Source organism: Ruegeria sp. HKCCD7296 (genome assembly GCF_013110775.1).
GTDB lineage: Bacteria > Pseudomonadota > Alphaproteobacteria > Rhodobacterales > Rhodobacteraceae > Ruegeria.
Map to the genome: position 1 here is coordinate 134,744 of NZ_WVRF01000004.1, position 25,948 is coordinate 160,691.

At 52.7% G+C, this 25,948-nt stretch carries 18 protein-coding genes, 1 tRNA gene and 4 pseudogenes; 14 read left to right on the forward strand and 9 right to left on the reverse strand.

Annotation, left to right across the window (positions count from 1 at the left end; translation table 11 throughout):
- Nucleotides 1-307: 307 nt before the first annotated feature.
- On the reverse strand, nt 308-1,615 hold the full coding sequence (locus tag GS632_RS07840) for a hypothetical protein (RefSeq protein WP_171728246.1): 1,308 nt from the start codon (nt 1,613-1,615) through the stop codon (nt 308-310).
- A 344-nt stretch (nt 1,616-1,959) separates the two neighbouring features.
- Here GS632_RS07840 and GS632_RS07845 point away from each other — a divergent pair.
- The 3 genes and pseudogenes from GS632_RS07845 to GS632_RS07855 all read left to right on the forward strand — a co-directional run.
- Nucleotides 1,960-2,125, forward strand: a pseudogene (locus GS632_RS07845) (transposase); the annotation flags it as partial.
- Between the two features lie 353 nt (nt 2,126-2,478).
- Complete coding sequence (locus GS632_RS07850; protein WP_171721310.1) at nt 2,479-3,213, forward strand: hypothetical protein; 735 nt, start codon at nt 2,479-2,481, stop codon at nt 3,211-3,213.
- 33 nt (nt 3,214-3,246) lie between these two features.
- Nucleotides 3,247-3,834, forward strand: a complete 588-nt coding sequence (locus GS632_RS07855) for a hypothetical protein (protein ID WP_171721309.1) — start codon at nt 3,247-3,249, stop codon at nt 3,832-3,834.
- Nucleotides 3,835-3,962: 128 nt separating this feature from the next.
- Here GS632_RS07855 and GS632_RS07860 read toward each other — a convergent pair.
- Nucleotides 3,963-4,112, reverse strand: a pseudogene (locus tag GS632_RS07860) (IS5/IS1182 family transposase); the annotation flags it as partial.
- A 188-nt stretch (nt 4,113-4,300) separates the two neighbouring features.
- Here GS632_RS07860 and GS632_RS07865 point away from each other — a divergent pair.
- Entirely contained in the window at nt 4,301-5,983 is a 1,683-nt protein-coding gene (locus GS632_RS07865; protein WP_171238085.1) for a hypothetical protein, read from the forward strand.
- 83 nt (nt 5,984-6,066) lie between these two features.
- A pseudogene (locus GS632_RS22110) lies at nt 6,067-6,284 on the forward strand (IS3 family transposase); the annotation flags it as partial.
- On the opposite strand, the gene GS632_RS07870 reads toward GS632_RS22110, so the two are convergent.
- The 3 genes from GS632_RS07870 to GS632_RS07880 form a co-directional block, all read right to left on the reverse strand.
- Nucleotides 6,281-7,426: a DegT/DnrJ/EryC1/StrS family aminotransferase gene (locus tag GS632_RS07870; RefSeq protein WP_171238084.1), complete on the reverse strand. Its 1,146-nt coding sequence runs from the start codon at nt 7,424-7,426 to the stop codon at nt 6,281-6,283. The pseudogene GS632_RS22110 and the gene GS632_RS07870 sit on opposite strands and share 4 nt — an antisense overlap.
- A gap of 358 nt (nt 7,427-7,784) precedes the next feature.
- The gene (locus tag GS632_RS07875; protein WP_171238083.1) at nt 7,785-8,924 is read right to left on the reverse strand and encodes an acetyl-CoA carboxylase biotin carboxylase subunit family protein; all 1,140 of its coding nucleotides are present in this window, start codon (nt 8,922-8,924) and stop codon (nt 7,785-7,787) included.
- Nucleotides 8,925-8,929: 5 nt separating this feature from the next.
- Complete coding sequence (locus GS632_RS07880; protein WP_171238082.1) at nt 8,930-10,021, reverse strand: Gfo/Idh/MocA family protein; 1,092 nt, start codon at nt 10,019-10,021, stop codon at nt 8,930-8,932.
- Between the two features lie 577 nt (nt 10,022-10,598).
- On the opposite strand from GS632_RS07880, the gene GS632_RS07885 reads away from it, so the two are divergent.
- A tRNA-Pro gene (locus tag GS632_RS07885) sits at nt 10,599-10,689 on the forward strand.
- A gap of 396 nt (nt 10,690-11,085) precedes the next feature.
- Here GS632_RS07885 and GS632_RS07890 read toward each other — a convergent pair.
- Complete coding sequence (locus tag GS632_RS07890) at nt 11,086-11,373, reverse strand: transposase (protein WP_171238081.1); 288 nt, start codon at nt 11,371-11,373, stop codon at nt 11,086-11,088.
- A gap of 269 nt (nt 11,374-11,642) precedes the next feature.
- Between GS632_RS07890 and GS632_RS07895 the strand changes: the two genes are divergently transcribed.
- On the forward strand, nt 11,643-12,896 hold the full coding sequence (locus GS632_RS07895; protein WP_171238080.1) for a hypothetical protein: 1,254 nt from the start codon (nt 11,643-11,645) through the stop codon (nt 12,894-12,896).
- A gap of 1 nt (nt 12,897) precedes the next feature.
- Complete coding sequence (locus GS632_RS07900; RefSeq protein WP_171238079.1) at nt 12,898-14,088, forward strand: glycosyltransferase family 1 protein; 1,191 nt, start codon at nt 12,898-12,900, stop codon at nt 14,086-14,088.
- A 93-nt stretch (nt 14,089-14,181) separates the two neighbouring features.
- Here the strand turns inward: GS632_RS07900 and GS632_RS07905 are convergent, their stop codons facing one another.
- Entirely contained in the window at nt 14,182-14,556 is a 375-nt protein-coding gene (locus tag GS632_RS07905; protein WP_171721308.1) for a hypothetical protein, read from the reverse strand.
- A 79-nt stretch (nt 14,557-14,635) separates the two neighbouring features.
- Nucleotides 14,636-17,605, reverse strand: a complete 2,970-nt coding sequence (locus GS632_RS07910; RefSeq protein ID WP_171721307.1) for a rhamnan synthesis F family protein — start codon at nt 17,603-17,605, stop codon at nt 14,636-14,638.
- A 531-nt stretch (nt 17,606-18,136) separates the two neighbouring features.
- Here GS632_RS07910 and GS632_RS07915 point away from each other — a divergent pair.
- From GS632_RS07915 to rfbA, 5 genes and pseudogenes are all read left to right on the forward strand, one after another.
- Nucleotides 18,137-18,897: pseudogene (locus tag GS632_RS07915) on the forward strand (IS5 family transposase).
- Nucleotides 18,898-19,009: 112 nt separating this feature from the next.
- Entirely contained in the window at nt 19,010-19,579 is a 570-nt protein-coding gene (gene rfbC, locus GS632_RS07920) for a dTDP-4-dehydrorhamnose 3,5-epimerase (protein WP_171238076.1), read from the forward strand.
- On the forward strand, nt 19,576-20,616 hold the full coding sequence (gene rfbB / locus GS632_RS07925) for a dTDP-glucose 4,6-dehydratase (protein WP_171238075.1): 1,041 nt from the start codon (nt 19,576-19,578) through the stop codon (nt 20,614-20,616). The genes rfbC and rfbB overlap by 4 nt, the downstream gene beginning before the upstream one ends.
- The gene (gene rfbD, locus GS632_RS07930) at nt 20,613-21,476 is read left to right on the forward strand and encodes a dTDP-4-dehydrorhamnose reductase (RefSeq protein ID WP_245223156.1); all 864 of its coding nucleotides are present in this window, start codon (nt 20,613-20,615) and stop codon (nt 21,474-21,476) included. Before rfbB ends, rfbD begins: the two co-directional genes overlap by 4 nt.
- A 17-nt stretch (nt 21,477-21,493) precedes the next feature.
- Nucleotides 21,494-22,360: a glucose-1-phosphate thymidylyltransferase RfbA gene (gene rfbA / locus GS632_RS07935; protein WP_171238074.1), complete on the forward strand. Its 867-nt coding sequence runs from the start codon at nt 21,494-21,496 to the stop codon at nt 22,358-22,360.
- A gap of 132 nt (nt 22,361-22,492) precedes the next feature.
- Here rfbA and GS632_RS07940 read toward each other — a convergent pair whose 3' ends face one another.
- The gene (locus tag GS632_RS07940) at nt 22,493-23,356 is read right to left on the reverse strand and encodes a glycosyltransferase family 2 protein (protein ID WP_171238073.1); all 864 of its coding nucleotides are present in this window, start codon (nt 23,354-23,356) and stop codon (nt 22,493-22,495) included.
- Nucleotides 23,357-24,577: 1,221 nt separating this feature from the next.
- Between GS632_RS07940 and GS632_RS07945 the strand changes: the two genes are divergently transcribed.
- Entirely contained in the window at nt 24,578-25,855 is a 1,278-nt protein-coding gene (locus tag GS632_RS07945; protein ID WP_171238072.1) for a glycoside hydrolase family 99-like domain-containing protein, read from the forward strand.
- Nucleotides 25,856-25,948: the final 93 nt, after the last annotated feature.

Genomic DNA, 25,948 nt, shown 5'->3' on the forward strand with positions numbered 1-25,948 from the left:
TACTCCATTTGTGCCGCGTCCTGCCAGACACTCTCAACATATTTCATCTAAGCGTTGCATTAGACATTCTCAGGCAAAGCATCTTACTAGTGGAGACTAGCTCAGTGAGGTAACGTCAATTTCCGTTCAGCATTAAGTGGCGGGTTTGCGAGACTGCCAGTGCTATATTGTACGGCGCCACACCACATGTAACCTCGCCGCTTGGATTAGACAATTAAGTTATCGGAACTCGGTGGAGCTTCGATATTGACCGCCGCGGGTTTTGTCCAATATCTCCGTGTTATCCGACTTGGCACTGTTTTTTTGATCATCTTCCCCTCTGTCGGTGCCGAAAGACGGCTTTCAAATAAGCATAGCCGCTGCGCAGAAGTCGCTCTCTCTCGGCCTCCGCGCTTCTGGTCGCGGCGATGGCGCTTTCTCTCTCGGCTTCCGCGCTTCTGGCCGCGGCGATGGCGCTTTCTCTCTCGGCTTCCGCGCTTCTGGCCGCGGCGATGGCGCTTTCTCTCTCGGCTTCCGCGCTTCTGGCCGCGGCGATGGCGCTTTCTCTCTCGGCTTCCGCGCTTCTGGCCGCGGCGATGGCGCTTTCGGTTCGGCCAAGTAAAGCCACCAGAAGTTCGACCGTATCGTTCAGCGTTAATGCTGGCGAACATAGGTCCAACCACTCTGCTTCGGTTTGTACAGGTGCCAGAAGTCGCGCAGCCTCTTCGTTGGAAAGATAATTGTCTGCAAGCGCTTCGTTCGACGTTCGGTACGAATTCATAATTTTCAAACGTTGCGCTGGCGAAACCAGGCGTACCTTTTCAAATCGCGAAAATCTTGTCGAATCAAGCACCTCGCGAACGACAAAATTGAACTCAGGATGCCGGTGGTAAGCAATTAGGCGCGCGTCGGCGAACACTCGAACAGCCAGCGAATTGAGGGACAAGTTTTCCCTAACTTTGTCCGCGTCCTGGCCCGAAATTTCACCAAGCCCGAGAGCTTGGAGGAACGTTGGCACTACGCTTCCCGCAGAAAACAACGCCGGATCGTACAACCGAACAGTCAAAGAATCGCGTCCCACAACGCCAGCAATCCGCTCGAGCATCGCATTGAAATCGAAGAAGGCCGGGGGACGCGCGAGATACTCCTCAAGCGTACCAGTTAAATCATTCCCCTTCGCACGCTCCTTAAAGTGCGACTCCGCAAGGTTATCTTGCCGTCTTACAAAACCCACGAAATGCACGCGTGCAGGCGCTACTCGCCGCTTGATGAAGTCAACCACATCGGCGCCATTGTCCTCACCAAAGAGATCGGGAAACCGCTCGGAACTGATGATCGTCGTTCCATTGAAACTGTTGACCTCTTCGGAGAGGTAGTCCCAAGCCGAGTCGGGTGTGATCGGGAAAGTTTCTGGGTTTAGCCAGCCGGGCCACTTGTGCCGAAGAATGTGGTGGTTCACATCGTTGATGTGATTGTCCCGCGCATAGTGTGTTGAAGCGAAGCGCGCTCCTTTCTCTTCAAGACTTGACCGATTGTGGTATAGAAAGCGCTGAATGCTGGTCGACCCAGTCTTTTCGATGCCAAAGTGGACCACGAGCGTAGGTTCACGTTCTGCCACAGAAGTTGTTTGCATCATGGTTGCTCTCTTTTGAACCAACGCCTTGGAGCAGTGTGCCCCAACTCAGTTTTCAACAGTTAACCACCGGAGGCCAGTAGTCGTATACGGGCAACTACACAAAATTAGGCCGGTTTTGCAATCGCCCGACATATGGGGTGTGTAATTCGCGCAACGAATTGGGCGATTGTAACCGAAATCGGTTACTGTCTCGTCTGGCCAACCGTGTTTACAAGTTACCTGTCCCAGAAACCATCATCTCAATAGACCGTCATACACTAACGTTCAAAGCGGCCACTCAAGTGGGAGTGGAATGCCTCCTCAGAACTGGTCCACCGTTATGTTTGAGAAACGGAGGACAGAGAATGGCGAACAAACGGCACAAGCCCGAGGAAATAGTTCAGATGTTGCGGCAAGTTTATGTGCTTGTCGGTCAGGTGGGGGATGCAGCGCGTGGACGCGATCCGTGAGGTTGGCATCACCGAGCAGACCTATTACCGCTGGCGCAAGCAATATGGTGGGATGGGAAGCCTCGCGCGCGAAGCAGAGTATACAGAGCTCTAAAACAAGGAAGAATACCTGCACCAGATCACGAAGCTTGCGCTCAAGGACTTTGAGTTGCATCCAAGATTATCACGGGAGCATCCGTTGCAGTAGCCGAGCGCCGCTTTTGTGTTTTCGGGCGCGATGCCTATTGACGCTGGTACTCATACGAGCAACGCACGGTCGGCCCACATAGAAGCACGTGCATCCTTTATCTGCGTTTGAGAGTCTTGCGGCGAAACGCTTGCTGTGGCGGCAACCGAACCGTACTACTCGAGCGCCTTTGCTTGGCAGACGCTACTGGCGTTCAAACCAGTTGGAGCCAACCGGGTCAGTGCTGGATGTTGGCACCAAAAAATGTCAGCACAGTCGCCTTGCAAGCCTTCCATTCATTTTCGAAAGTGTTAAAAAACTTCGAGTTCCCGGGGGTTCATGCCGTGACAAGCAAGACTTTATTTTTTCATGTTGGGACGGTCAAAACCGGGTCGACGTCGGTACAAAGAGTATTGTGGGAGAACCGCGACAATTTGCTCGCATGTGGTGTGGCGTATCCTGCGGTTTCGGAGCCGAGACTCGACCTTCCTCGTTTCGCAAATGCCGATTTCCTGTTTCAAGAGGACTTCGACCGCGCTGCAGCGAGAGATGCTCTAGAGTCTGCGGGCGCGGAAAACCTCGTGATATCTGAAGAAGCGCTTTGGGGAAAGCCGCATGTCATGCTGGATTCAGTCTTCGAAGGTTTCGAAAAAGTCATCGTGACCTATGTTCGCAACCCAGCCGATCTTGTCGCGTCCTGGGCCGCAGAGAATGCGGAACCCTATAATGCCATGACGAACGGATTGGGCAACGAAGTAGATGGCCCCTTGCAGATAGATTTGGGCCTGGAAGAGTTCACAAAAAGATATAACGCAAATTTTCGTAAATTCCTTGATTCAACGGATGACATGCGGAGAAAAGGTTTCCGAATTGTCTATAGGCCATTCGAGAAAGACCAATTGGTTGGCGGGAATGTGGTGTTGGATCTTTTTGATGTCATTGGGATGGATCCAGAGCAGGTACCACGGCTGAGGAATACCTAGGCCAATAAAAGCAGGTCAAGGAAATTCTGTGACGTGTCCACGTATGTTTGGGAGTATGTGAAAGATACCCCTAACCGGGCGCGATACAGCTTGAGACTCGTAGAAAACGTTTATAACCAAACCGAAACGGGCGACGACCGGGCGGTGATTGCAACAATGGACGACGCATCGATCCGCAAGATCGTGGATGATTGTGCGCACATCGAAGAACGCATATCTCGCGATTACCTCGAAGGCCGTCCGCTCTTGCAAAACCCATTTCCAAAGGTCTACAGCTCTGATCGGGAGCCTTACGCGCCTGTGTCTGAGCGAGAGCTCGAGGCGCTGTGCGATAAGGGTCTTGTAGAAATATTGATGAAAGAGGTTGCTGAGCTGAAAGATCTGAGGCGGAAAATGGTCGCGGCCTTTGTTGAAAAGGAGCGAGTAGTTTCCGAAAGGGATCATGCGATTGCTGAAAGAGATCATGCAATTGCTGAAAGAGATCATGCGATTGCTGAAAGAGATCATGCGATTGCTGAAAGAGATCATGCGATTGCTGAAAGAGATCATGCAATTCGATATCCCTGGAAGTACGTTTCTCGCGCTATGTCGGTGAGGATAGGTCGCAAACAGTCCAATTAGAGGCGCCCGGCAAGCATCGCAAATGCGTTCTGGCTATTGCGAGGATTTTTTTGGTTGAGGCGAAAGCAACCTCAGAGAACACTGATTCCTTTTGTTTCGAGCCGTCAGTGCTCCTCATTTCCAAGCGAAGCATCATGCCGACTTAAGCCTTTACGATTGATGAATATCATTCCATTAAGAACATGCTTGTCGTCCGCCCGAGGCTTTCCTTAAGACTTCGGAAATAACGGTTTCAGACGCGGCGTTTGCGCGTCGATAAGCCAGAAGAAATCGCTCATGTTGCCGCTCCGGCGTCTGTGCCATGAAACACGCCGCGCGACGAACATTAATCCATCCTGAACCAAATTGGCAGTGGCGTGCCCCCATCGGGTGGTCCGGCAGAGGCCAGACTCAAGTCAAACCTTGTTCGTTTGTTACATGGCGACTAAAGATAGGCGACAACGCAGTGACAAATATTGAGAAACAAATGACCAAAGCTTTGGCAGGCCAAAAAGGTGGCACTTCAATGAAATTTGCATCCCGCCCGGATAAGATTAGCCAAGATGACGCGCTGCTCTATGCTTCGCAATATATGAATGCACCGATGCTGAACCACTTTAAGTTCATCCTTACAAATGTCTTTTCCCACCTCCCTTTCATTTCACCTCAAAGGCGTGAAAAGTTCATTCGATCTGCTAATAAGAGAAACACCAAAATCCTTTCATCTGCTATTCTAAATTACAAAGACAACCATCCCTTACCTGATGATTGCGACATCGACGCTCTACTCCTGGCGGAAACTCACAAAAAGATGCGGTACGAGTTCGATGAAAACTACTATGTGGAACACAATGAAGGCCTCGATGTGATGGCTGAAGACCCTTTCCTCCATTTTTTGACGATCGGCTGGAGAGAGGGCCGTAACCCCAATGCTTGGTTTGACTGCCAAGCGTATTATAAATGCTACCCCGACGTTGCGTTGGCTGGCGTCAACCCGTTTGAACATTATATAGCGTTTGGGCGTCAGGAAGGACGGGAACTACCAGACAGTACCATGTTCATGCCAAGTTTGCCAATTTTAAAGGCAAAATACAAGGTTCAGGATAGTACTTTCAAACAAAGCCTCGAAGACGCGGAGAGGATTCTTGTAATTCTTATCCCGGAGCATAACGAGATGAGTGGTGGGATATTTTCATTCTTCTCTATTGCAAACGCTGCATACAAGCTCCGCCATAGGCATAATTTCGAAATTGTCTTGATGACGCGTCCCAACAAGATGGGCGAAACTTACCTTCGCCAAAGGAACTTTAGGAACTCGGAGGACGTTTTCCGATTTGAGCAGATTGTACGGTGTAAAAACGCAAAGACCGTTTACATAAATATTCCAGAATACGCAGCTTCTGAATTTGTAGATAGTTTGAATGACGAAACGCTCGAGTATCTCGAGGCGCGAGATAATCTTTTTATTAATATATTAAACCAGAAAACGGATATCATGCCAGAGCCAAGCGAGTACGAGGATTTACGCGCACTCAGCGATCAATTGACCCAGTCGGTCGCACACCACGCATATTTTGGGCAGTCATTTGCGGATCATTATGGAACACCAATGCTTTTGCTACCGGCCTACACTGATCTGAGCAATTATGAAGCCGTGCCACGGCACGAGAAGGAAAAGCTTATAATCTACTCTCCGGATGAAGCCCCTTGGAAGCAGAAAGTACTTGACGTTCTTGCCGCTGGCTTGCCCGACTACGAAATGTTGAAGATCGAAGGGATCACCTTCGATGCGTTCATGGACTTGGCTTCCAAGTGCCGTTACTCAGTAACGTTTGGTGAAGGTTTCGATGGCTATCTTGCACAACCCATTTATCAGGGCGGCGTTGCGTTCGCCGTTTATAATGACGAGTTCTTTCCGTCAGAGCGTTTGAGGGACTTTTATAACATCTTTCAGTCGGAGGAAGAGATGGTCCAGAGTATCGTCGATCGCATCCGCAAAATGGACGAGGATCCGGAACTCTACCAACTTGCCAACGACAAGATGATGACAGTTTATGATGGTCTGTATTCGCGCGACGATTACCTGCGGCGGATTGAGATGCTAATAAAGCGGGAGTTCGAGTTGCAACCGCTATACACCGAAAGCTGGAGTCAAAGTATCAAACTGTAAATAGCTCGAAATTCGAGGGTTTCCGGATAAAGATGTTGACAGCATCTTATTGAAAAATTTAACGCTTTTTTAGTATCGGCGCCGGCGGGATGGGAACTGACCTACTCAAAGAGCTCAAACGGCTTCAGAAGAAGAGCGAACGGCTTCGGAAGGGAGACTCCGACCTAGCAATCGATAAGCTTAACCTGAAGGAGGCCGCCCTGTGAAACTTATTGGCCCTGCCCGCTGGCGCGCCTGCATTAACATAGTCCGAAACGAGATGAAGGTATCGGAACGCCGGATCTGTCGTGTATTGGTTCAGATCGCCCGAATGGCGCGGTTGCCCTTGCACATCCCCACTATGATCGAACAAATCTCTTCCGCGTCGACCTCGGAAATTGCACCGAAAAACGGCAGACACAGTACTTGAGATTTCACGGTTTCGACATACGGTCGATCCTGAGCGGAAATAATTGGGAAACCTCTGTACGGCGCAAAGTCTGTGCAGATCGGGTGGAAGTACTTTCGGGCGAAAATATTGCGGGACTTCAACTTCTCATAGATATCGTCTCGCGAGCAACCGAATAGAGATTCCTCTATGACCAATGGGTAATATTGCTCAGAGCACGTCACACCTTCTTGGCGCACTTGGGTTCGTAGTCCCGGCAATGCGGAGAGCTGTTCGTCATAAAAAGCACGAAGCTTGCGGCGTTTGCTTCGTTCCTCGTCGACATGGGGAAGGTTAAGGAGACCCACGGCAGCCTGAACCTCGTTCATCTTTCCGTTGATGCCAATATCCACAACTTCCTCTTCGTTGAGTATTCCAAAGTTCCTGAGGTAGTAAAGGCGTTGCTGATCCTCGGGTTTCGGCGTCGCGACAAGTCCTCCTTCAAGCGTGGTGAACAGCTTGGTCGCATGAAAGGAGAAGACGGACGCGTCCCCGAACATGGCGATCGGACGGCCCTTGATTTCTGTTCCGAATGCGTGAGCGGCATCATAAACCAGTTTGAGCTCATGTGCGTTGGCAATCTCTTGTAGTGCGTCTACATCGCAGGCAGTGCCGTAAACATGGATGCCGAGAATAGCTGAGGTATTACTGGTAATCGCGCACTCTACTGACCGTGGATCAAGGGTCAGCGTTTCAGGAGATACATCGGCGAAAACCGCGCGGAGCCCGTTCCAATGGATCGAATGCGCGGTTGCCGCGAAAGTCAATGGTGACGTTATAACTTCGCTACCCGGGGGAAGGTGGAGTAACTTCAAAGCCGCAAGAAGCCCGATGGTCCCGTTGCCAAACAGCATTGCTGTCGGCACTCCTAGGTAATTGGCCATGTTCTCCTCTAACAGCCCATGAACAGGCCCCCCATTTGTCACTACACCTGACGCCCAGATGTCGTCGATCATTGCCTTCAAGTCGTTCCTGTCGGGAAGCATAGGCCGAGTGACATAAAGTGGGTCGCGCATTGTTCACCTCAATCATTGCCTCGTATTAAAAAACAAAGCAGTGTCTCTATACCGACTCTGCGGCGTTTCAAGTGCTGTCGATGTTTTCCCCGACAAGTTTTTCCTTACTAAAGTAGGCTTTCCGACAGCGCAAACGTTCACTTCTAGCGAGTGGCTTTGTGTGTTCCAAGCAACGAGCCCGAAACCGATGCGCTCTTCATTTCGGCGGCGCCTTGTTCGGAAGTGCTCAGTTGGCGAAAAATTGACCAGCAAGACTGCGTTGAACATCCGCGATAGCCTTTACGAGGCCGTGCCTAACCAGAACCAGAGTGCACACATTCCCCTTCGAATGAGGGAAATAGTTTGATTCCGGAAAGCCTCAAAGTACGTCATAAATGTTCCTGTCAAGGAGCCTTTGGTATAAGGATGAGAGCTCCTCTTCTGAAGAAGTTTCAAAGAAGGCAACTCCGCAACGGCTTGCCTGTTTGGGTTGTACCTCTTCCCCTACTCTTTGTAACGGGTAGTATCCAACGAGTGGAAAAGGTTCAAGCGCCCGGATACCACCAAAAATGCCGTGGTCTCCCCCGGTGACCGTATGCCGAAGCACATGCCTTTTCCGACAGCCGTCCGATACTCGATCGCCGCCGACAAAGTAGCTCGCATAATGGGCGGCGAACCGCGAACCAGTGCTCATCTCTATTAGCAATGAATAAAGGTCTCCAGGGCAACGTCGCGAGCACTCGATAATGTAAGCGCGATCGCCATCGAGGATGAACTGGGTGTGCAAAAGTCCGTCCAACAAACCGATAGCTGAACAGAGCTTGGACAACCCCGACTCCAGGCACTGCCGCGCTTCCACCGGAACATCGTGGCAAACATAGCTAGTGTCTACCGCAAAAGGGTTCACACTCGAACCTTCGATTACGTAATGCGGATCGACGAGGCGGCGGTTTTGCACGAATCCGGTGCAACTGTATAGCTGGCCTTTCACGAACTCCTCGACAAGATATTTCCCAGTGGGGCTGGCGCGGCTGGCGCATTGAACGGCCTCATCGAACGAAGCTTGATCCGCACCGGAAATGACCGAGATACCACGGCCGCTGAAGGAGTCGGCCGGCTTGCAGATCCACTTTCCGTCCGTAGGTCTTTCACCGGGCGTGATCGCACGGGGTGCGGGTAGATCGTATTCTCGACAAAGTTCACGAAACATTGCCTTGTTGCTAAGTAACCGAACGGTTTGAGCGGAATCCACGCGTCCATTGCAAATGGGAAGTTCGGAACAAATGGCAATCGACAAGTCGGTACAGCCGGGAACGACACGTTCGATACCTATCCGCTCTACGTGATGCTGTACCGCTGCCAGATTACTATAGTCCTCTTCAATCCAACGCTTCCCCGCGCGCTTTGCTAAGAGATCCCCGGCGCGATTTCCAATGGTCCAAACCTCGTGGTTTTCAGAAAGGAGATAGTCATAGATCGGACCTGCGGCAAAAGAGGAGTCGAGAAGCAATACTTTCACGAAATTTATCCGTATACCAATTGGCTTTCAAGGTTTTCGATTAGAACATTGTGCTGACTTTCCAGCGACATCTTGATCGCCTCGATGACCAGGACATTCTTGTAACCGTCTCGAGCCGATACCCTTGGCTGGGTCTCACCCCTAATTACTTGCAGGAAATGCGCAAACTGGCTTTCCAGCGGATCGCTACGCGTCACCTCCAGTTTGTTCTCTTGAAATGGAAGCCACCAAGAAGCTCCTGCACTCCCAAGGTAGCTTCGTACATGCATGCTCGGGAAGTCGATCGAGCCCATTGTGCCGGCGAAGTGATAACAGCTCTCGTCTGCATAATTCGGATAAGCTGGGTTTTCCCCGCTCGTCATTTCCCAGCTCTTTGAGCTGGCCGCCGTGTCAGAAAGTAAGAAAGAGCCGATCGCGCCACCCTCAAACGCGAATGTGAGCGCTACCGTGTCTTCCACATCGAATCCTCGAACTGCGTTGCTAGACAAGGCGAACACAGAGACGATCTCACCACAGAAATGGCGCATCATCCCGATCTCGTGGATGAGATTGATCAGGACCGGCCCACCGCCAGGACGAGTGCGCCATTCGCCTTCGAGAAAGTAATCTTCAGGTTTGTAAAACAGTGCGGTTCCGCTTACGCAGACTAGCTGGCCAAAGCTGGGCGAGTTCAAGAATTCTTCTACCGGCGCGAGAAGAGAGCTGTGCGTCCTGTGGTGACCGACAAGCACAGGGACACCCTTCTGCTCGGCGGCCTGTTCTAGCTTGCGAGCAGACGCGAGATCATCTGTGATCGGCTTCTCAACGAGAACCGGAATGTGCCGATCGATGCAGGCCATCGCTTGTTCGAAATGCCACGCGTTAGGCGAGCTAACTATTGCGGCATCAATCCCACCGCCTTCAAAGGCTTGATCCAATTCGGAAAAGAATTCAACTCCGCAGCTATCGGCAAACGTGCGGTTCTGGCCGCGGTCTGGGGCAACGATGGCAGCGAGACGAGCGCCCGGATTTTGTTGAATGATTTCAGCGTGTTTCCTACCTATCAATCCGGGGCCTATGAGCAGAAGATTCGACTTTTTGCTCAACTTATTCTCCATTCGAACGTCCAAATTAATAAACCCACTCCACCGGCAGCAGAGCAATGTCACAAACCGAACCCGTTGTATGGCTTTATGTCTTGTAGGTCAATCGGAACTATGTTGGAGACCTAAATCAGAACGACGCTCGGACGTGACGTCCTAAGTCGGGATCCGACCTATCCAACCGCGGCAACCTAATTCGGGAGTTTGCCTAAGAGGAGGGGGCCCGGGTCTCGTTTGGAAATACTCCTAAAAACTGAACTCAAGATAAAAGTTGGATAGGTTGGGTAATCAAAGGGCTATGCTGAGGGACGTTCGACATTACCGCAGCAGGGCCGCCGCACAGGGAACGGGGTTTTGGTTTAGGGCGGGGGAGTGTTTCTGAAGTCTAGTAGGGATCGTTCACACGTGCTCCGGTTTTACCGCTGCAGTGCGTAACACTTCTGACCTTATTTGGCCGATCAAATCGTGTGTTTGCCGTACATGCACGTGCACTGCTGAACACGTCGCGTCTTGCACTTCATTGTACGGCGTGCAACACTCAAGTCATTGACAAAATGGACGTTCTTGCTCAGTGAAGTGAGTGCAAAGAAGACGTGCAGTGTAGTCAGCGTCAGACAAACAGCCGCCCGTGCACTGTCTTCGGGAGGCAGGGGTCGGAGGTTCGAATCCTCTCACTCCGACCAATAACTCCAACAGCTTAGCGGATTTGAACTTTTGCGGCCGTCGTGCGGGGCACCGCTACGGACACCGCCAGTCGAGAGTTGTGCGTACTCGTTTGTTTTGGGCTCCTTGTTCGATGTATATACCAAAGAGAGGCTGGCCTCCCCTTAACACAAATCACCTAGCGACCGTGTCGAATAGCAAGGGTCTAACATGAAGATTGCGATGATTGGTGCCGGCTATGATCCAGGTGGCCAAGCAGTACGGCCGATATGGCTATCGCAGCGCATCGTCATCTCTCGGTGTCGGCCGGTATTGCAGCGAGCTCCGCGCGAGACCAATCACCCGGCCCGTCGGCCCCTCGGACGTGGCGAGTTTCTGGCGTGTGTGAATGACGGCCTGACGGAGATCCTCTGTGGTCAGGCCCTGTGCTTTAGATAGTTCACGCTCTCCTTGACAATGAGTTTGTCCGGTTCGAGCTCGGCGACGATCTTCTTTAGCCGCGCGTTCTTTTTCTCCAAGCTCTTCATCTCCGACAACTGAGCGCGTCCGATCCCGCCGAAACGCTTCCGCCAGCTGTAATACCTCGCATCGCTGATCCCGACACCGCGGCACGCCGAAGCCACGTCTTCGCCCGCATTGAGCTTCAGCTCGATCTCACACAGCAGCTTCAAGATGTCTTCGTCGAAATGTCGCTTCCTCGCCATGCCAACTTTCCCTCGCGCGGGCAATATAGTGGCACAGTTTTTTGGAGTCAGAACACGAATACTACTGGCGTTGATTCGATCGGCGTTGCCAGTCCAATAGAACTTGACATCACCGGCTCAGCAGATAAAGCCGTTCATGTTTAGAATATATCATGAGAATATCCTTGAGACGTCTTGGTTTTCGAAAGAATGGTCATCCACGACCTTGGTTGCGCAGGCTCCTAATAGACCAAAGTGGGAACCCGCGCTCAACCTTTCGACGGGTGGTTTTGAAGAAGAACGGTAAGGTGCGGCCACAGCATGCTGTCTGGTTTTATTCCGTCGAGAATAAAACTGTCCAGAACTGGTTGGATGACCGGTGGCAGTCGCTGCGCCCGCTTACGATGTTTCCCGAAACGAGTAACCCGCCGCCGCGTCGGATCACCCTCGTGACCGACAGCGTCGGCCCCACTAGCCTGTTCGGCGGCGTGGCCACGGGCCTGATCCTGGCCGCGCAATGGGCCGAACGCACGGAATCCGATCTGCGCATCGTCACCCGGACCGAAACCCCAGTGACTACGGCGCTGTCCGGCGTGCTGGCGGTCAACGACCTTCAGTTTTCCGGTGCGGTCGAGTATCTCCATGCCCCTGATCTCCATACCCCTCATGTCGGAGCGGCCGAGATTGCCGTGAGCGATCGTGACCTGTTCTTGGCCACCTCGTGGTGGAGCGCGCGCTGCCTGCTCAACAGTGTTCCCGCCGACCGTATCGTCTACCTGCTTCAGGAAGACGAACGCATGTTCTACCCCTTGAGCGACGACCACTTGATGTGTAGCCAAACACTGGCTGAACCCTTTGGTTTTGTTGTGCTCAACTCCGGTCTGTTGCACCGGCATCTGACGACTGGAGATGATGCCGTTCCCGGTCTGGAAACGCGGTCGATGGCCTTCGAACCGGCTTTTCACTATCCCCGGGCGCCCCGGCCCGAGCGTGCGAGCGATGAGAAGCGCAAGCTGTTCTTCTATGCGCGGCCGAACAACTCCCGCAACCTGTATGCCACCGGCATGGCCCTGCTCAACCAGGCGGCGCTGCGTGGCGTGATCGACCCGGTACAGTGGGAGGTCCACCTGGTCGGGCGCGACCTGGAACACCTGCTGTTCGATAACGGGCTGTCCGCAGTCTATCACGATCCGATGCCGTGGCAGGACTACATGCGCTTTCAGCAGGACATGGATGCCGGGTTGAGCCTGATGTATACGCCGCACCCCTCGTATCCTCCGCTCGACCTAGCGGCGATGGGCATCCCGGTCCTGAGCAACCGGTTCGGCCTCAAGACCGGGCTCGAGATGTATTCCAACAACATCGTGACGGCGGACCTGGACATGGATTCGCTACTGGATGGCATGGAGCGCCTGATGGCCCTGGCGGACGACCCCGATGCCGTGGCGCGCAACCTCGATGGCGATCACATCAACCGCGATTGGACCGCGGCCCTTGCGCCGGTGATCGACCGCCTGGCAGAGCTCAGCGACGCAGAAGGCTAACATGTACAAGGATCTCCTGCCCGAGCCCGTCTTTTTTCGCACACCGTGGGAAGTCGAAACGCTGCCCGTGCGGCTGGCTGAGGTGCTGTCTGGAACAGCGCAGCGCGTCGCCTACGTGTACGACACGCCCGATACGAGCACCTTTCGCTATCGGGTGTTCAACGTCATTGAGGCGCTGCGCGCATCGCCTGACAGCGGGATCAGAGCAAGTTGGTTTGCGGTATCCGAGATCGCGTCGCTGCGGCAGATTCTGCCACAGCTTACCACCTTGGTTCTGACCCGGACGAAGATCTCGCGGTCGGTGTCGGACCTAATCTCGGCAGCACGGGCGCACGGGGTCCGCGTCCTGATGGACTGCGATGATCTGGTGTTCGACCTGCGCTATGCGCAGCTTGTATCGGTCAACAACGACCAGCCCTTCGATTGGGAGGCGCACCTCAATGACTGGTATGCTTATGTTGGCCGCATCCAAGCGGTAGCGCAGCAATGCGACGGCGGGATCGCCACGAACCCGTTCCTAGCCGAAAAGCTGGCCGCGACGTGCCAGGGGCCGGTGTCGATCATTCCGAACTTCCTGAACAAGCGTCAGCAAGAGGTTTCGGCGCGCCTGCTGGCCGCTAAGGCCACGCGCGGCTTCGACCCCGGCAAGCGTGTCATGATCGGCTATTTCAGCGGCTCTCCGACACACAACCGGGATTTCCAGGCGGCGCTGGATGCGCTGATCCAGTTGATGGACGAAGACGACAGTGTTGCGGTGCGGATCGTTGGCTTCATGAGCGGGCACGAGCGGCTGGCCCGGTTCGGAGACCGCGTCGACAAGATCGACCTGCAGGACTGGCTGAATCTCCAAGTCAAGATTGCCGAGGTCGACATCAACATCGCCCCCCTCCAGCTCAATGATTTCACCAATTGCAAAAGTGAGCTGAAGTTCTTCGAGGCGGCCATTGTCGGCAGCTACACCATTGCGTCACGCAGCTATACGTTCAAACGGGCCATCCACGGGCTGGAGCAAGGCATGGTGATCGACAATGGCGATTGGTACCAGGCGCTCAGGTCAGGTATCGCCCGGGTGCGTGAGACCAAAGCCTTTGCCCAAAACGCTATGCATACCGCCGAAGCGGTGACAGCCCGGTATGGCTGGGACCGCAATACCGAATGCATCCTTGCCGCCTTGGAAGCCCCGGCATCGTAAGACATGTCTCTCAAGACGGTGTCCGAAGCACGCAAGCACGGAATGATCCGTCAGCAGATTTTCGCGCCCCATGGCGGGGCGTGGTGTTGTCCGTCAGCCCAGCAAACAGTCGAGCGAGCGCCTTGAATCGCGTTTTGCCACGCTGCGGGCAAAGCGGTCGCGGGTCCGGGATCCCAGGGGCAGCGGTGACAGCATCAGGGCCGAAAGCACCTTGTGTGCAACATACTCTTTCGCGGTGCGCGGGACATGAACCCGGGCCTGCGCCAGCTTCTTGCGCAGCTTGAAGATCTCAACCTTGCGCAGCTTTTGCTCTGCCTCCAACGCCGCGTTTCTCTGGGACATAGCCGCGTGATCATGCTGCAGTCGTGCCAGGGTGGCGTCCAAGTCGGCAATAGTGTGGTCGCGCTCGACCAGAACGGTATCGAGCGTTTCCCGGCGCCGGGCCATGGGGCTGACCGGGTTATCCATTTGTGGAAACTCGGGGCAAGACGTGCCGTGCTGGCCAGCGGACTCCGTGCTGACGATGGCCTCCTGGCCGTGGCTAGTTTCAACTGGTCGAGAGCAGAGCACGCGCTACTTCCGCTGGGTCGAACGCAGGAATACTAGATGCGGGACAGGTGATTTCAGAAAGTTGAAAGGAATTGCCAATCTGGGCGATCTCTGTCGCGCGTTCGAGTTCGTCTGCAATGCGATCAGGCGAGACATATGGCATACTTATAATGTTTGGGCTGCGCTCCGACATGTTCTTATGATCGTAATCGTTTGTGATAGCAAGCGCTCCGGCCATAGCAAGCTCGAGAGGCGGATAACTCGGATGTGGACTAAGCATTAACGATATTCCGACGCTTGCCTCGCTCAGCAGAGCCGCGTAATCAGCAAGGGTCAGTTTGCCTGCACAAGAAGCATTTTCCAATTCGTCGATCATTACCTCAGAAAAAGCCTCGCCTGCGAAGACGATCCGCCAAGTACAATTCTTGCCCGGATCGCGCGTCTGCCAAATTCTAAGCCCTTCCACGAGCGTTCCGAAGCAGTTTCGCGGCGTTCCAGGCCTCCCATATGCGAAAATCGTTTTTCCTTTGGGGGTCGGCTTTAGGCTAGACGCGATTTCTGGGTTAATCTCGCACGGTAGGCGAGAAACCGATGAAAAACGATACTTCTCAGTCATGAAATTCGCCAGTTCTTCAGAGTTGATGATCGCTATAGTTTCTTTTGCCCGACCATAGGTCGCTTCTGCGCTGGCGAACGCCTCTCCCCATTGGTAAAATCCCGGCTCATAGTCTTGTATCAGATAAATTAGTCGGTTCTGGGTCCCGTATATTTCATGCTGATCGGCCATCAAGCGAAAAGCGAGATCGGCGGTCCACCAAGCAGTCACGAAGAAATAGTCGTTTTTTCGCAGTCTCATCGCATCATAGCGATCATCGCTTGAAGAGATCACGCTCGCTCCGGAGTTGATATCGCCTGCCCGTGCTTTTAGAACTGGACGACCGACCAATTCGCTGGCTGTCGCGAGCGATGCTCTGTCGACGTCGGTCGAGGTGACTACGAAGCGTATATCTGCGTCGCCCATTTCCCAGAAGACCTGCATTGCGACCTTCAGTGCCGTCGAAATTTCGCCACAAGTTTGATCGGGCTTCAGTGATGGGATTATCACGTTGAGTCTCGGTCGATCAGTAGGATCGGATGCGGTCGCAACAGGGTACACTTGCTGCGCTACATCATAGTACTTGGTCGCCCGCCGCCTGCTCTGTAGGATACGTTTGGACATTCGCCTAAGAGTTACAGCGAGCTCTGACGGACGCACCGACATGGCGACACCGGAAGCTTGATCTGTTTTACTTTCTGCCACGACCGATACACTGGAGTAACCAAGGCTTTCGGCCAAAAAGGTGAGCGATCGCTCGATTGCGTGGGCCAATGTACCGTCTTCCTGACCTGCCTCTTCCGGAAAGTCTTTTGTGGATAGGTCGAAATTCAAAAGCGGACGCAGTACCTCCGGCCTAGCCCAAAACATCATACCTGCCGGAAAGTCAAGGATTTGATCCGCTGTTATGAGAATGCCGAGTTTTGCCATCAGCTCTTGTGCAGATTGAAAATTGTATCCCCAATTCAGCCGACCTTTAATGGTATTTGTGTGCGCGGGATGAACGATGCCAACGCCCTCTTGCTGCAGGATATCAAGGTTCGACGATATAATCTCGGCAGAACCCACTAGGCTTTCAAACAAGTAATCTCCCCAGTCGCAAAGCTCACTATCATGGAGCGATTTTTTTGTATGTAAGTGCAGGACGGCGTCAGCGTTGGCGTGATGCCGCGCAAGGGCGGCCAGAAAAGGCATCACATCGCGACCGCGATTCTCATGAACCTCGACGATGACTTTTATGCCTTCACGGTCCGCAAAATCGTTTAGCTTCTTTGCTTTTTGCAGAGTATCGGTCGTAAGCACAATGCGAGCATCCACACCCAAAGGCTTTAATCGCCTAAGCAATTTCTCTGCGACTTCGACATAGTAGCAGTGAGCGATTGCAAGGATGCGTGTCTGAGAAAGTGTTGAAAAGGGGGTTGTTCCACACTCGCGTGCCAATGGCACAACAAGATGCCCACAAGAGCTAGGTGAGTGATTCCACGACACCTGAATGCCATCAGAGTCGATTAGGCCGTGATGATCTGACGTATGAGCAGGCGGGACGTTTCGCATCGGTAAGTCTTCGTAGGTAGCCTCCCCGCGACACTTGATGTGTTTTCCTAAGAGATGTACCACTTGCGGGGTAAGTACGCACTTTAGGCGAGGATCGTCGAGGTCGACGCCGCCTTCAGTTGTCAAGGTCGCCTTTACAAACGGAAAACCACGTTCGACTAGTTCCACAAACCTGTGAATCGTGACATTGGCCGGGTCATTTAGTAGGTCTTTGTGGTCGAACAATGCACCGACCGTCAGTCCAAGCGATTTCAAACGGTCGGACAGGTGTATTTCGGTTTGGTTGATCAAATCCCATTTCGAATCGTATTCAGTCATGTCTGCAAGTAGGTCGAACGCGGGACCTTCCATCGCTCTATTTCTGAACGTGAAATAGTAGCTTTGGTAGTGCGGACGCAACTCGTTGTTGCGCGTCAGAAACAGTACATCGTCAGACCTCCGGTCGTGTCTCACTAACATACTGCGCAATGCCTCTTGCGACGTGGGGATGATAGAGTCGTTGGTGAAGCTAACCTCTTTGCAATGGTTCAAACCACCGATGAATCGAACAGCGCAGGACCATGCAGCAAAATCAAAACCACGATTGGGCCGAGACAGGATGCACACAAAACGCTCCAAATCTTCCTCGGTGCATTTGAAAACCCCGACACAGTTTGCGACGAGGACGACAGAGAAACCAGCCGCCCGATAGCTATCGACCTGATAACGATGGAGATCTGAAAGGCGACCCCCGGCGGCATACGCAACAAAAATCAACAAACGTGCCTTCTCTGGGAACGGCGAAGCATGGAGGACTTGATAGTCCGCATCGCTTGTCAAAGACGATCCTTGGCTCGGACTGTGGTCGAAGGCTCCCTCGATAAATGGGGCAAAGCGTGCACGAGGCTTTCCGGACTTGTGAAAGACCACGCGCCTCGCAAAGGGGCGTGCAGTCCTGCCGACAAATAGCAATGTTCGAACCCAACCGCGTGGCTTGCCATTAGGATTGAATACAAGTCGAGACATGATGTTGAGAGCCTATGAGATATGGCCGCATGAAAGGGTAAATCTTAGACGAACGGTTATGTAAAGGGTCGTCTATGGTCTTTTGTGTGTTATTGTTTTGAGCTACATCATGATGTATGGTGAGGGCTCCGATCAAAGAACACAAAGATGACATGATAATCCGGTGATGGGTTGCCGCACTCGCACCCGATAGCTTCTTTGCGCTGCCCCAGGTAATCGTTTCAAAGTGATCAAAAAGCGGTATAATAATCTACATGCCAAGCTAAACCTCTAGGGTCAGGACCCATAAACCTGCTGGAATGCCTCAGCGCCACGTGATTCACGCGTCCTAAAGACGAGGGCGGCATGAGCGATTACTTCTGGCTGAGCGAAGCGAAAATGGAGCGACTTCGGCCACACTTTCCTAAATCACGTGGCAAACCGAAGGTGGATGACAGGCGCGTTCTGAGCGGTATCATCTATGTCCTGCGCAACGGATTGCAGTGGCGGGATGCACCGCCAATCTATGGCCCCCACAAAACCCTCTAAAACCGCTTTGTCAGGTGGTCTCGCATAGGTGTTTTCGCTCATAACTTCAGTGATTTGGCTCAGCCAGACAGTGACGGCGACACAATCATGATCGATAGCACTCATCTCAAGGCGCACCGCACCTCGGTAAGTCTCTCAAAAGGGGGATCAAACCCCGAGCCATCGGGCGCACCTAGGGCGGCCTGAATTCAAAACTACACATGGTGTCAGATGGGCGAGGCCGCCCGTTAACCTCCTTTCTGTCGCCCGGCCAAATGAGTGATGCAAAAGGGGCTGTCGTCCTTTTGGCCCATCTGCCAAAGGCAAAGCGGCTTCTGGGGGACAAGGGTTACGACGGAGACTGGTTTCGGGCCGCGTTGAAGGATTTGGGGATGCGCGTTTGCATCCCGTCAAGAGCCAAGCGCACCAAGCCTTCGACATACAACAAGCGGCTCTATCGCAAGCGCCACAGGATCGAGAACCCCTTTGCCAGGTTAAAGGATTGGCGGCGCATCGCGACACGCTACGACAGATGCGGAGACCTGTTCCTGTCAGCCATTTGCATCACCGTCGCCGTCATATTCTGGTTACCGAAATGATTCCTGACCCTAATAAATTGCCTCCTTTCGAACATGGGATGTGGCGAATCCAGACCACATGTGACATAGCTTCTGAGACATAAAGGCCGACTAAAGAGAAGAAATTAAAAAGATGGAAATAATCGCGCTTTCCATTCCGGACGTGAAGTTAATTACCCCGAGACGTTTTGGCGATCATCGAGGGTTCTTCGAAGAAACCTATAATGCAGAAAGCTTTGCCGCTGCGGGAGTAAACACGCAGTTTGTTCAGGACAATCACTCGCTCTCAAGCGCGGTGAACACTGTGCGCGGACTGCATTTTCAGGCCCCTCCCCGTGCACAGGCGAAACTTGTGCGGTGCGGGCGTGGCAGGCTTTTTGATGTGGCCGTGGATATTCGCAATGGGTCACCAACATTTGGCCACTGGGTCGGAGAAGAGTTGAGTTTTGAAAACGGGCGGATGTTGTTGGTCCCCGCAGGTTTTGCACATGGCTTCGTGACCTTGGAGCCGGATACCGAGATCGTCTACAAATGTTCCGACACCTATGCACCGGAGAAAGAAGGTGCGGTCCTTTGGGATGACCCTGAAATCGGAATTGACTGGCCAAGCAGTAACTCAGCCCCCCAGCTGTCCGAGAAAGACAAGATTGCGCCTTGTCTTCGTGATTTGGAATCCCCTTTTGTTTTTGAGGCTGCTCGATGAAAATTCTTGTCACTGGTGGGGCTGGGTTTATTGGCTCTGCCGTTATTCGACGCGCTATTGTAGACGGACATTCCGTCGTGAATGTTGATGCGCTGACCTATGCTGCCTGCCTGGATAATGTTGCTTCGGTTGCCCAATCACCGGCTTATGCTTTTGAACATGCAGATATCCGCGATGCCGCGGCAATGTCCGCTATCCTGGACAAGCACCAGCCCGATACAATCATGCATCTGGCTGCAGAAAGCCATGTGGACCGTTCAATCGATGGGCCAGCTGCCTTTATCGACACAAATATTACAGGTACTTACGTCTTGCTGGAAGCCGCGCGCGCCTATTGGCAAAACGCAGGCCGGCCGGAAGGTTTCAGGTTCCACCATATTTCAACGGATGAGGTCTTTGGGTCTCTGGGGGCGAGAGGTTTTTTCACCGAAGACAGCCCATATCAACCAAATTCGCCCTATTCCGCGTCAAAAGCGGGGTCGGATCACCTTGTACGCGCCTGGCGGGAAACCTATGGCCTGCCTGTTGTTTTGACGAATTGCTCTAACAATTACGGGCCCTACCAATTTCCGGAAAAGCTGATCCCCGTGGTGATCCTGAATGCCCTGTCCGGGCAACCAATCCCGATTTACGGTAAAGGCGACAACATTCGCGACTGGCTGCATGTCGAAGATCACGCCGAAGCACTGCTGTTGGTGCTGGACAAAGGCGAACTTGGTCGCAGCTACAATATCGGCGGTGAAAACGAGATGACCAATCTCGACCTCGTTAGGATGCTGTGCAAAATCCTGGATCGGCTGAAACCGGGCTCTGCGCCCTACAGTGATCTAATCACGTTTGTCACGGATCGCCCGGGTCACGATCGCCGTTATGCCATCGACCCGACCCGTATCCGCGAGGAACTGAACTGGCGCCCGTCATACACTCCTGAAACCGGGCTTGAACAAACTGTTCAGTGGTATTTGGATAACACAGACTGGTTGCAGGCCTTACAGGCACGCAGTGGTGTAGGCGAGCGATTGGGGACCGGTCGATGAAAGCACTGGTTTTTGGCCATAGTGGTCAGGTGGCGACCGAACTGCGCCGCCGTGCACAACACCATGATGTCAAGGTTGAGGCTTTAGGTCGTGCAGGGGCGGATTTGTCCAATCCTTCGCAATGTGCGGACGCTATCCGAGGTACTGATGCCGACGTCATTATCAATGCGGCGGCATACACAGCAGTGGATAAGGCCGAAGAAGACCTCGATCTTGCGCAACTTATTAACGCAGACTCGCCCGGAGCAATGGCGCGCGCAGCCAAGGCACGGAGCCTGCCCTTTCTGCATATCTCAACGGATTACGTATTCGGCGGATCTGGCACAACCCCTTGGACAACCGATCACCCTACAGCACCTTTAGGCGCTTACGGCAAAACCAAGTTGGACGGAGAACGCCAGATCGCTCAAGCGGGAGGATGGCACGCCATTCTGCGAACAAGTTGGGTGTTTTCGGCCCATGGGAATAATTTTGTCAAAACCATCCTCAGACTTGCCGAAACCCGCGACAGATTGACAATTGTTGCTGACCAGATCGGCGGACCAACACCCGCGGCTGACATTGCCGATGCTCTTCTTGTTATGGCGAAAAGCAAAGCAGGCACTGAAGGCGGGCTATTTCATTTTGCCGGCGCTCCTTATGCCAGCTGGGCGGACTTCGCACGCGAAATCATTGTGCAGTCAGGCCTGACAACTCAGATCGAAGACATCCCCTCGACGGACTACCCTACCCCAGCCCCAAGACCACTGAATTCTCGTTTGAACTGTGATCGCCTGAACGTTGTGTTTGGAATTGGTAGACCGGAGTGGAAAACTGGTCTGAGCGACGTTTTGCGCGAGTTGAATTCAGCAACTGGCTGACCCTGAAAGGACAGAGCATGCAACGTAAAGGCATTATTCTTGCCGGAGGGTCCGGCACCCGACTTTATCCGATCACCATGGCAGTTTCCAAGCAACTGCTGCCGATCTATGACAAGCCGATGATTTTCTACCCTCTGAGTGTTCTGATGCTTGCGCAAATCCGCGAGATTGCAATCATCACAACACCTAAGGATCTGGATCAGTTCCAACGCATGTTGGGCGATGGCAGCCAGTATGGTTTGTCCATAACATGGATTGTCCAGCCATCCCCTGACGGTCTGGCACAGGCATATACTCTGGCCGAGGACTTTCTGGCCGGCGCCCCATCTGCCCTGATTTTGGGAGACAATATCTTCTTTGGTCACGGACTGCCTGGGTTGCTTTTGGAAGCGGACGCACAGAAACAAGGCGGGACTGTTTTCGCCTATCGCGTAGCCGATCCCGAACGCTATGGGGTGGTGGATTTTGAAGGCACCAAAGCGCGCGCGATCATCGAAAAACCCGAAGTTCCTCCATCAAACTATGCGGTGACAGGGCTTTATTTTCTTGACGGTGATGCTTCGGCACGAGCGCACGAAGTTCAACCTTCAGAACGTGGCGAACTGGAGATTACATCATTGCTGGAGATGTACCTGCAGGAGGGTTTGCTGGACGTCCAGACCATGGGGCGCGGCTTTGCTTGGCTGGATACCGGCACGCACGGCTCTTTGCTGGATGCAGGTAACTTTGTTCGAACCATCGAAGCACGTCAGGGTATGCAGACCGGGAGCCTCGACGAAATCGCCTGGGTCAACGGCTGGATTGACGATGCCGCATTGGAAGAACGCGCGCGGCTGTTCGCCAAATCCACCTATGGAGCATATCTAAAGAAGTTGCTCGACTAGAAAGGAAACCCCAACGCGCCGTCGAAGAGCCAAAGCTATAGGCTTGGGTGATTGCGCTTTGGATTGCCTAACAGGTGCATTCTCTTAGAGAGATTTGTTTTAAAATCACGCTTGTATAGTTGCAGCGTATTTTCATGCCGATGGAGATTTGAAGGGGACCGGATGAACGTTTCGGCTCTGCCATACTCCGCGCAAAAATGCACGTTGCTTTGACCGTTTTCTGGCAGAAAACAGGACGACCGGAGACAGCATCTGCAAAACAGCAGAGGCAAGCGCCCGAGTGAAGGCAAAAGGAACCTTGTGTTTTCGGGCCGCATAAACTCTGGACCGCCCCATAAACACTCCCTTCAACCCGGCAACCGCAGCGCTGCTGGGCGAAGATGTGCCCTGAACATGCGTCACCTGCGCGTCGTGAATATAATACAAGGGTCCACAAACCGCCTTGAGCCGAAGGCTTAGGTCATCGTCTTCGTGATATAGGAAAATTTCCGGATCAAACCCACCAACGGCCTCAAAAGCAGAACGGCGAACCAATAACGCTGCACCAAGAAGAACTGGAAGTTCCAGATCACCTTCAGCTTTTTTCGAGCGCAGCATTTCACTGCGTGGTGTAATCACGCTGGAACGGCGAAAACTTGGTTTTCCGGATTTACTCAGGATCCTTGGATTAAAGGCCGATGCGGAAGGATAACGATCCGCTCCTGCCTTCATCGCTTCCAGCGCGCCGGACAATAGCTTCGAATCCGGATTCAAAAACAAAAGCAGATCGGTCTGCGCGTGTTCAGCGCCCAGATTGCAAGCCGTACCAAACCCCTTGTTTTCTTTGTTTCTGAGCAGAATTGCCCCATGCGTTTCGGCCAGTTCTTGTACCGCTTCAACATCATCTGAAGCATTATCCACCAATACAGTGGGTACGCCATTCGGAATGGAGTTCAACATTTCCGGCAAAACACCGCCGCTGTTGAAGCAAACACTTATGATCGTGATCTGTGACAATCTTACCTGCCGAGGAAACAAGAGAAGGGTGATCAGTTCATCGACTCAATCATTGTCGGGGTCAACCCCCGCTGCGGTAAGGCGATTTCGTGGTCTCTGCACTATCACCCATTGAAACAAATGGGTTGCCTTAGTCATTCCGAAACAACTCTACTTAACGAAACAACAGACTAGCTTTTCACCCGAAACAGCATTCGAACTTTAAGTTTACAGGGTCAACAGTTGGCACTTTACCGCCGATTTGCGCTGTGCTCACTTTGGAAGACTGTCGCTGGACTAAGTGTTGCTCTCAATTAGCAGCAGTTGTTCATGCATGCCCCTAACCTCGACTTAAACGGTGCCGTAGGCTGCTAGAAACTGACATCAAGCCGTTTTGGCAGGCAAACTTAGGCAAAACCGTGGAGGTTTGGCGTGGTTGTTGCGCGACAATTAGGATTCTTGAAATTCACCTAACATACGCGCTGACTCACCGAAATTAGGATTGCGTCTCATTCGGATTTAATTCCGGTGTTGAGTTTCCCCCATATAGAATTGACGCAATCAACCTTCCAGCGGAGGTGGATTTACACCAGAACTTCCAATGCATGTGCGTGGGTTTCTTGGCGAAGGGTGAACAGGTTCTTCGCCACGAGTATGGACTAAATAACGGCGTTCAACGGTCGGTTTTTCTATCGTGCGACAACACAGCCCGGCGCAGGGAAACGCGATTGAAGCGTTGAACGGCATTCATGAAAGCTACGAGTATTTGTCGTCAGGTGTGTTACGGCAAACCGCTCTGGACTTCCCCAACCAGAAACATTTTGTTTATGTAAACGTATGGAACAAGTGAGCGGGAGGTTGTCATTTAGAGCCCGAGCGGGAATATGGGGATGCCACTCTTGCGGCGCTTCATGGATCAAAGCTGACGCATTGGTCTAATCTGGGAATGCTTGAAAAGTCGAGCCGCAGCAAAACCAGTAAAGGGTCCGCGAAGCCCAGTCGTTACAGTGCAAGTTAATAATTGCCCAAAAGGGCATTTCGCCTATTGCGGAAACCGGTCAGTGACGGCTCGCTTAAAGACTGGTAAGCGGAGGTTCAAACAAAGTAAGTCATACGGGAGATCAATCATTGAAAATCAACGACTGTGTACGAATAACTAAGCGGCCACAATCTGATTAATCCGAAGAGTTTAAAGCGGTCTCAATCACAAGCGGCCTAAGACGCTTTAGTACGAGAATATCCATGCCCATCAAAGATACCCTGCTATTCTATCTGCTTTCTGCGGCGTCAAAACTCAGCCGTCCGATCTCGTCACGCGCAGCCCGGCGATTTCGAAATTCGGCGAAGAAAAGAGACCCCAAACGAACAACCGCACACAACCAGCAGCTTGGTCGCCAGGGATTTGACGGTTCAGGTCGAGCTGATGAGTTTGTTCCATTCGATCCGCAGCCAAAACCCGAACTTGCTGTGCGGGCAATCGCACACTATTTGCCCCAATTCCATCCATTTAAGGAAAACGATGATTGGTGGGGTAAAGGTTTCACTGAATGGACAAACGTTGGCAAGGCCATTCCGAACTTCCCCGGACACTACCAACCGCATTGTCCTATACACTTGGGCTATTATGACTTGCGGTTGCCTGAAGTTATGGTCGAACAGACCCGGATCGCAAAAGCTTACGGGATCGGCGGTTTTTCATACTACTATTATTGGTTTGGTGGGAAGACCCTGATGGAGGGCCCTTTAGAGCAAATGCTGGGCAACCCTGACGCCGACATGCCCTTCTGCTTGAATTGGGCCAACGAGAACTGGACTCGGCGTTGGGACGGACGCGAGCACGATGTTCTGATCGCACAGAACCACTCGATAGAAGACTCAGTGAGTCTCTTACGACACATCCGCAAGTATATAGAAGATCCGCGCTATATCCGAATAAACGGAAGGCCCGTGTTCATCGTTTATCGAGCAAACATTATTCCTGACATACAGGAAACGACAAAGGTTTGGCGGCAGGAAGCGCAGCGCTGGGGAGAGCCGGACCTCTATCTTATTGCAGCCCAGACCTTTGACATCGGAAATCCCGAGCAACTTGGCTTTGATGCGGCTTTGGAGTTCCCGCCCCAACAGGTGAAGCGCACAGATATCACCGGCGAAATGGAGGTTTACAACCCTGAGTTTACTGGGGCCATACTAGACTATGAGGCGGTGGTAGATGCCGAACTTGACAAGAGCGAACCAGGCTATAAGCTTTTTAGGTCATCTACCCTTTCATGGGACAATACAGCTCGCAACCAGGATGCGTCGCGCATAATGGGCAGGTTCTCGATTGAAGCTTACAAACGCTGGACGGCCCATTTGGGAAATCAAGTTCTTTCTCAAGATAAGTACAACGCTGACGAAAAAATCATTTTCATCAACGCATGGAACGAATGGGCAGAAGGAACGCATCTAGAGCCTGACCAACGTTATGGATTTGCATATCTCCAAGCCACCTATGATGCCCTGCCTAAAAAGCGATAAATACGAAGGCTTAGCAGTATATTATTGAAAACTCAGTTCGCTTTCCACGACGACGAACACAGATTTACATTTCAATTCTGAAAAGGTTCAAAC

Excerpts from the sequence above, each read along its gene's own strand:
- GS632_RS07840 (WP_171728246.1), bottom strand. The coding sequence starts at position 1,615 with ATGATGCAAACAACTTCTGTGGCAGAACGTGAACCTACGCTCGTGGTC.
- GS632_RS07850 (WP_171721310.1), top strand. The coding sequence starts at position 2,479 with ATGTTGGCACCAAAAAATGTCAGCACAGTCGCCTTGCAAGCCTTCCAT.
- GS632_RS07865 (WP_171238085.1), top strand. The coding sequence starts at position 4,301 with ATGACCAAAGCTTTGGCAGGCCAAAAAGGTGGCACTTCAATGAAATTT.
- GS632_RS07870 (WP_171238084.1), bottom strand. The coding sequence starts at position 7,426 with ATGCGCGACCCACTTTATGTCACTCGGCCTATGCTTCCCGACAGGAAC.
- GS632_RS07880 (WP_171238082.1), bottom strand. The coding sequence starts at position 10,021 with ATGGAGAATAAGTTGAGCAAAAAGTCGAATCTTCTGCTCATAGGCCCC.
- GS632_RS07890 (WP_171238081.1), bottom strand. The coding sequence starts at position 11,373 with ATGGCGAGGAAGCGACATTTCGACGAAGACATCTTGAAGCTGCTGTGT.
- GS632_RS07900 (WP_171238079.1), top strand. The coding sequence starts at position 12,898 with ATGTACAAGGATCTCCTGCCCGAGCCCGTCTTTTTTCGCACACCGTGG.
- GS632_RS07905 (WP_171721308.1), bottom strand. The coding sequence starts at position 14,556 with ATGGATAACCCGGTCAGCCCCATGGCCCGGCGCCGGGAAACGCTCGAT.
- rfbC (WP_171238076.1), top strand. The coding sequence starts at position 19,010 with ATGGAAATAATCGCGCTTTCCATTCCGGACGTGAAGTTAATTACCCCG.
- rfbB (WP_171238075.1), top strand. The coding sequence starts at position 19,576 with ATGAAAATTCTTGTCACTGGTGGGGCTGGGTTTATTGGCTCTGCCGTT.
- rfbD (WP_245223156.1), top strand. The coding sequence starts at position 20,613 with ATGAAAGCACTGGTTTTTGGCCATAGTGGTCAGGTGGCGACCGAACTG.
- rfbA (WP_171238074.1), top strand. The coding sequence starts at position 21,494 with ATGCAACGTAAAGGCATTATTCTTGCCGGAGGGTCCGGCACCCGACTT.
- GS632_RS07945 (WP_171238072.1), top strand. The coding sequence starts at position 24,578 with ATGCCCATCAAAGATACCCTGCTATTCTATCTGCTTTCTGCGGCGTCA.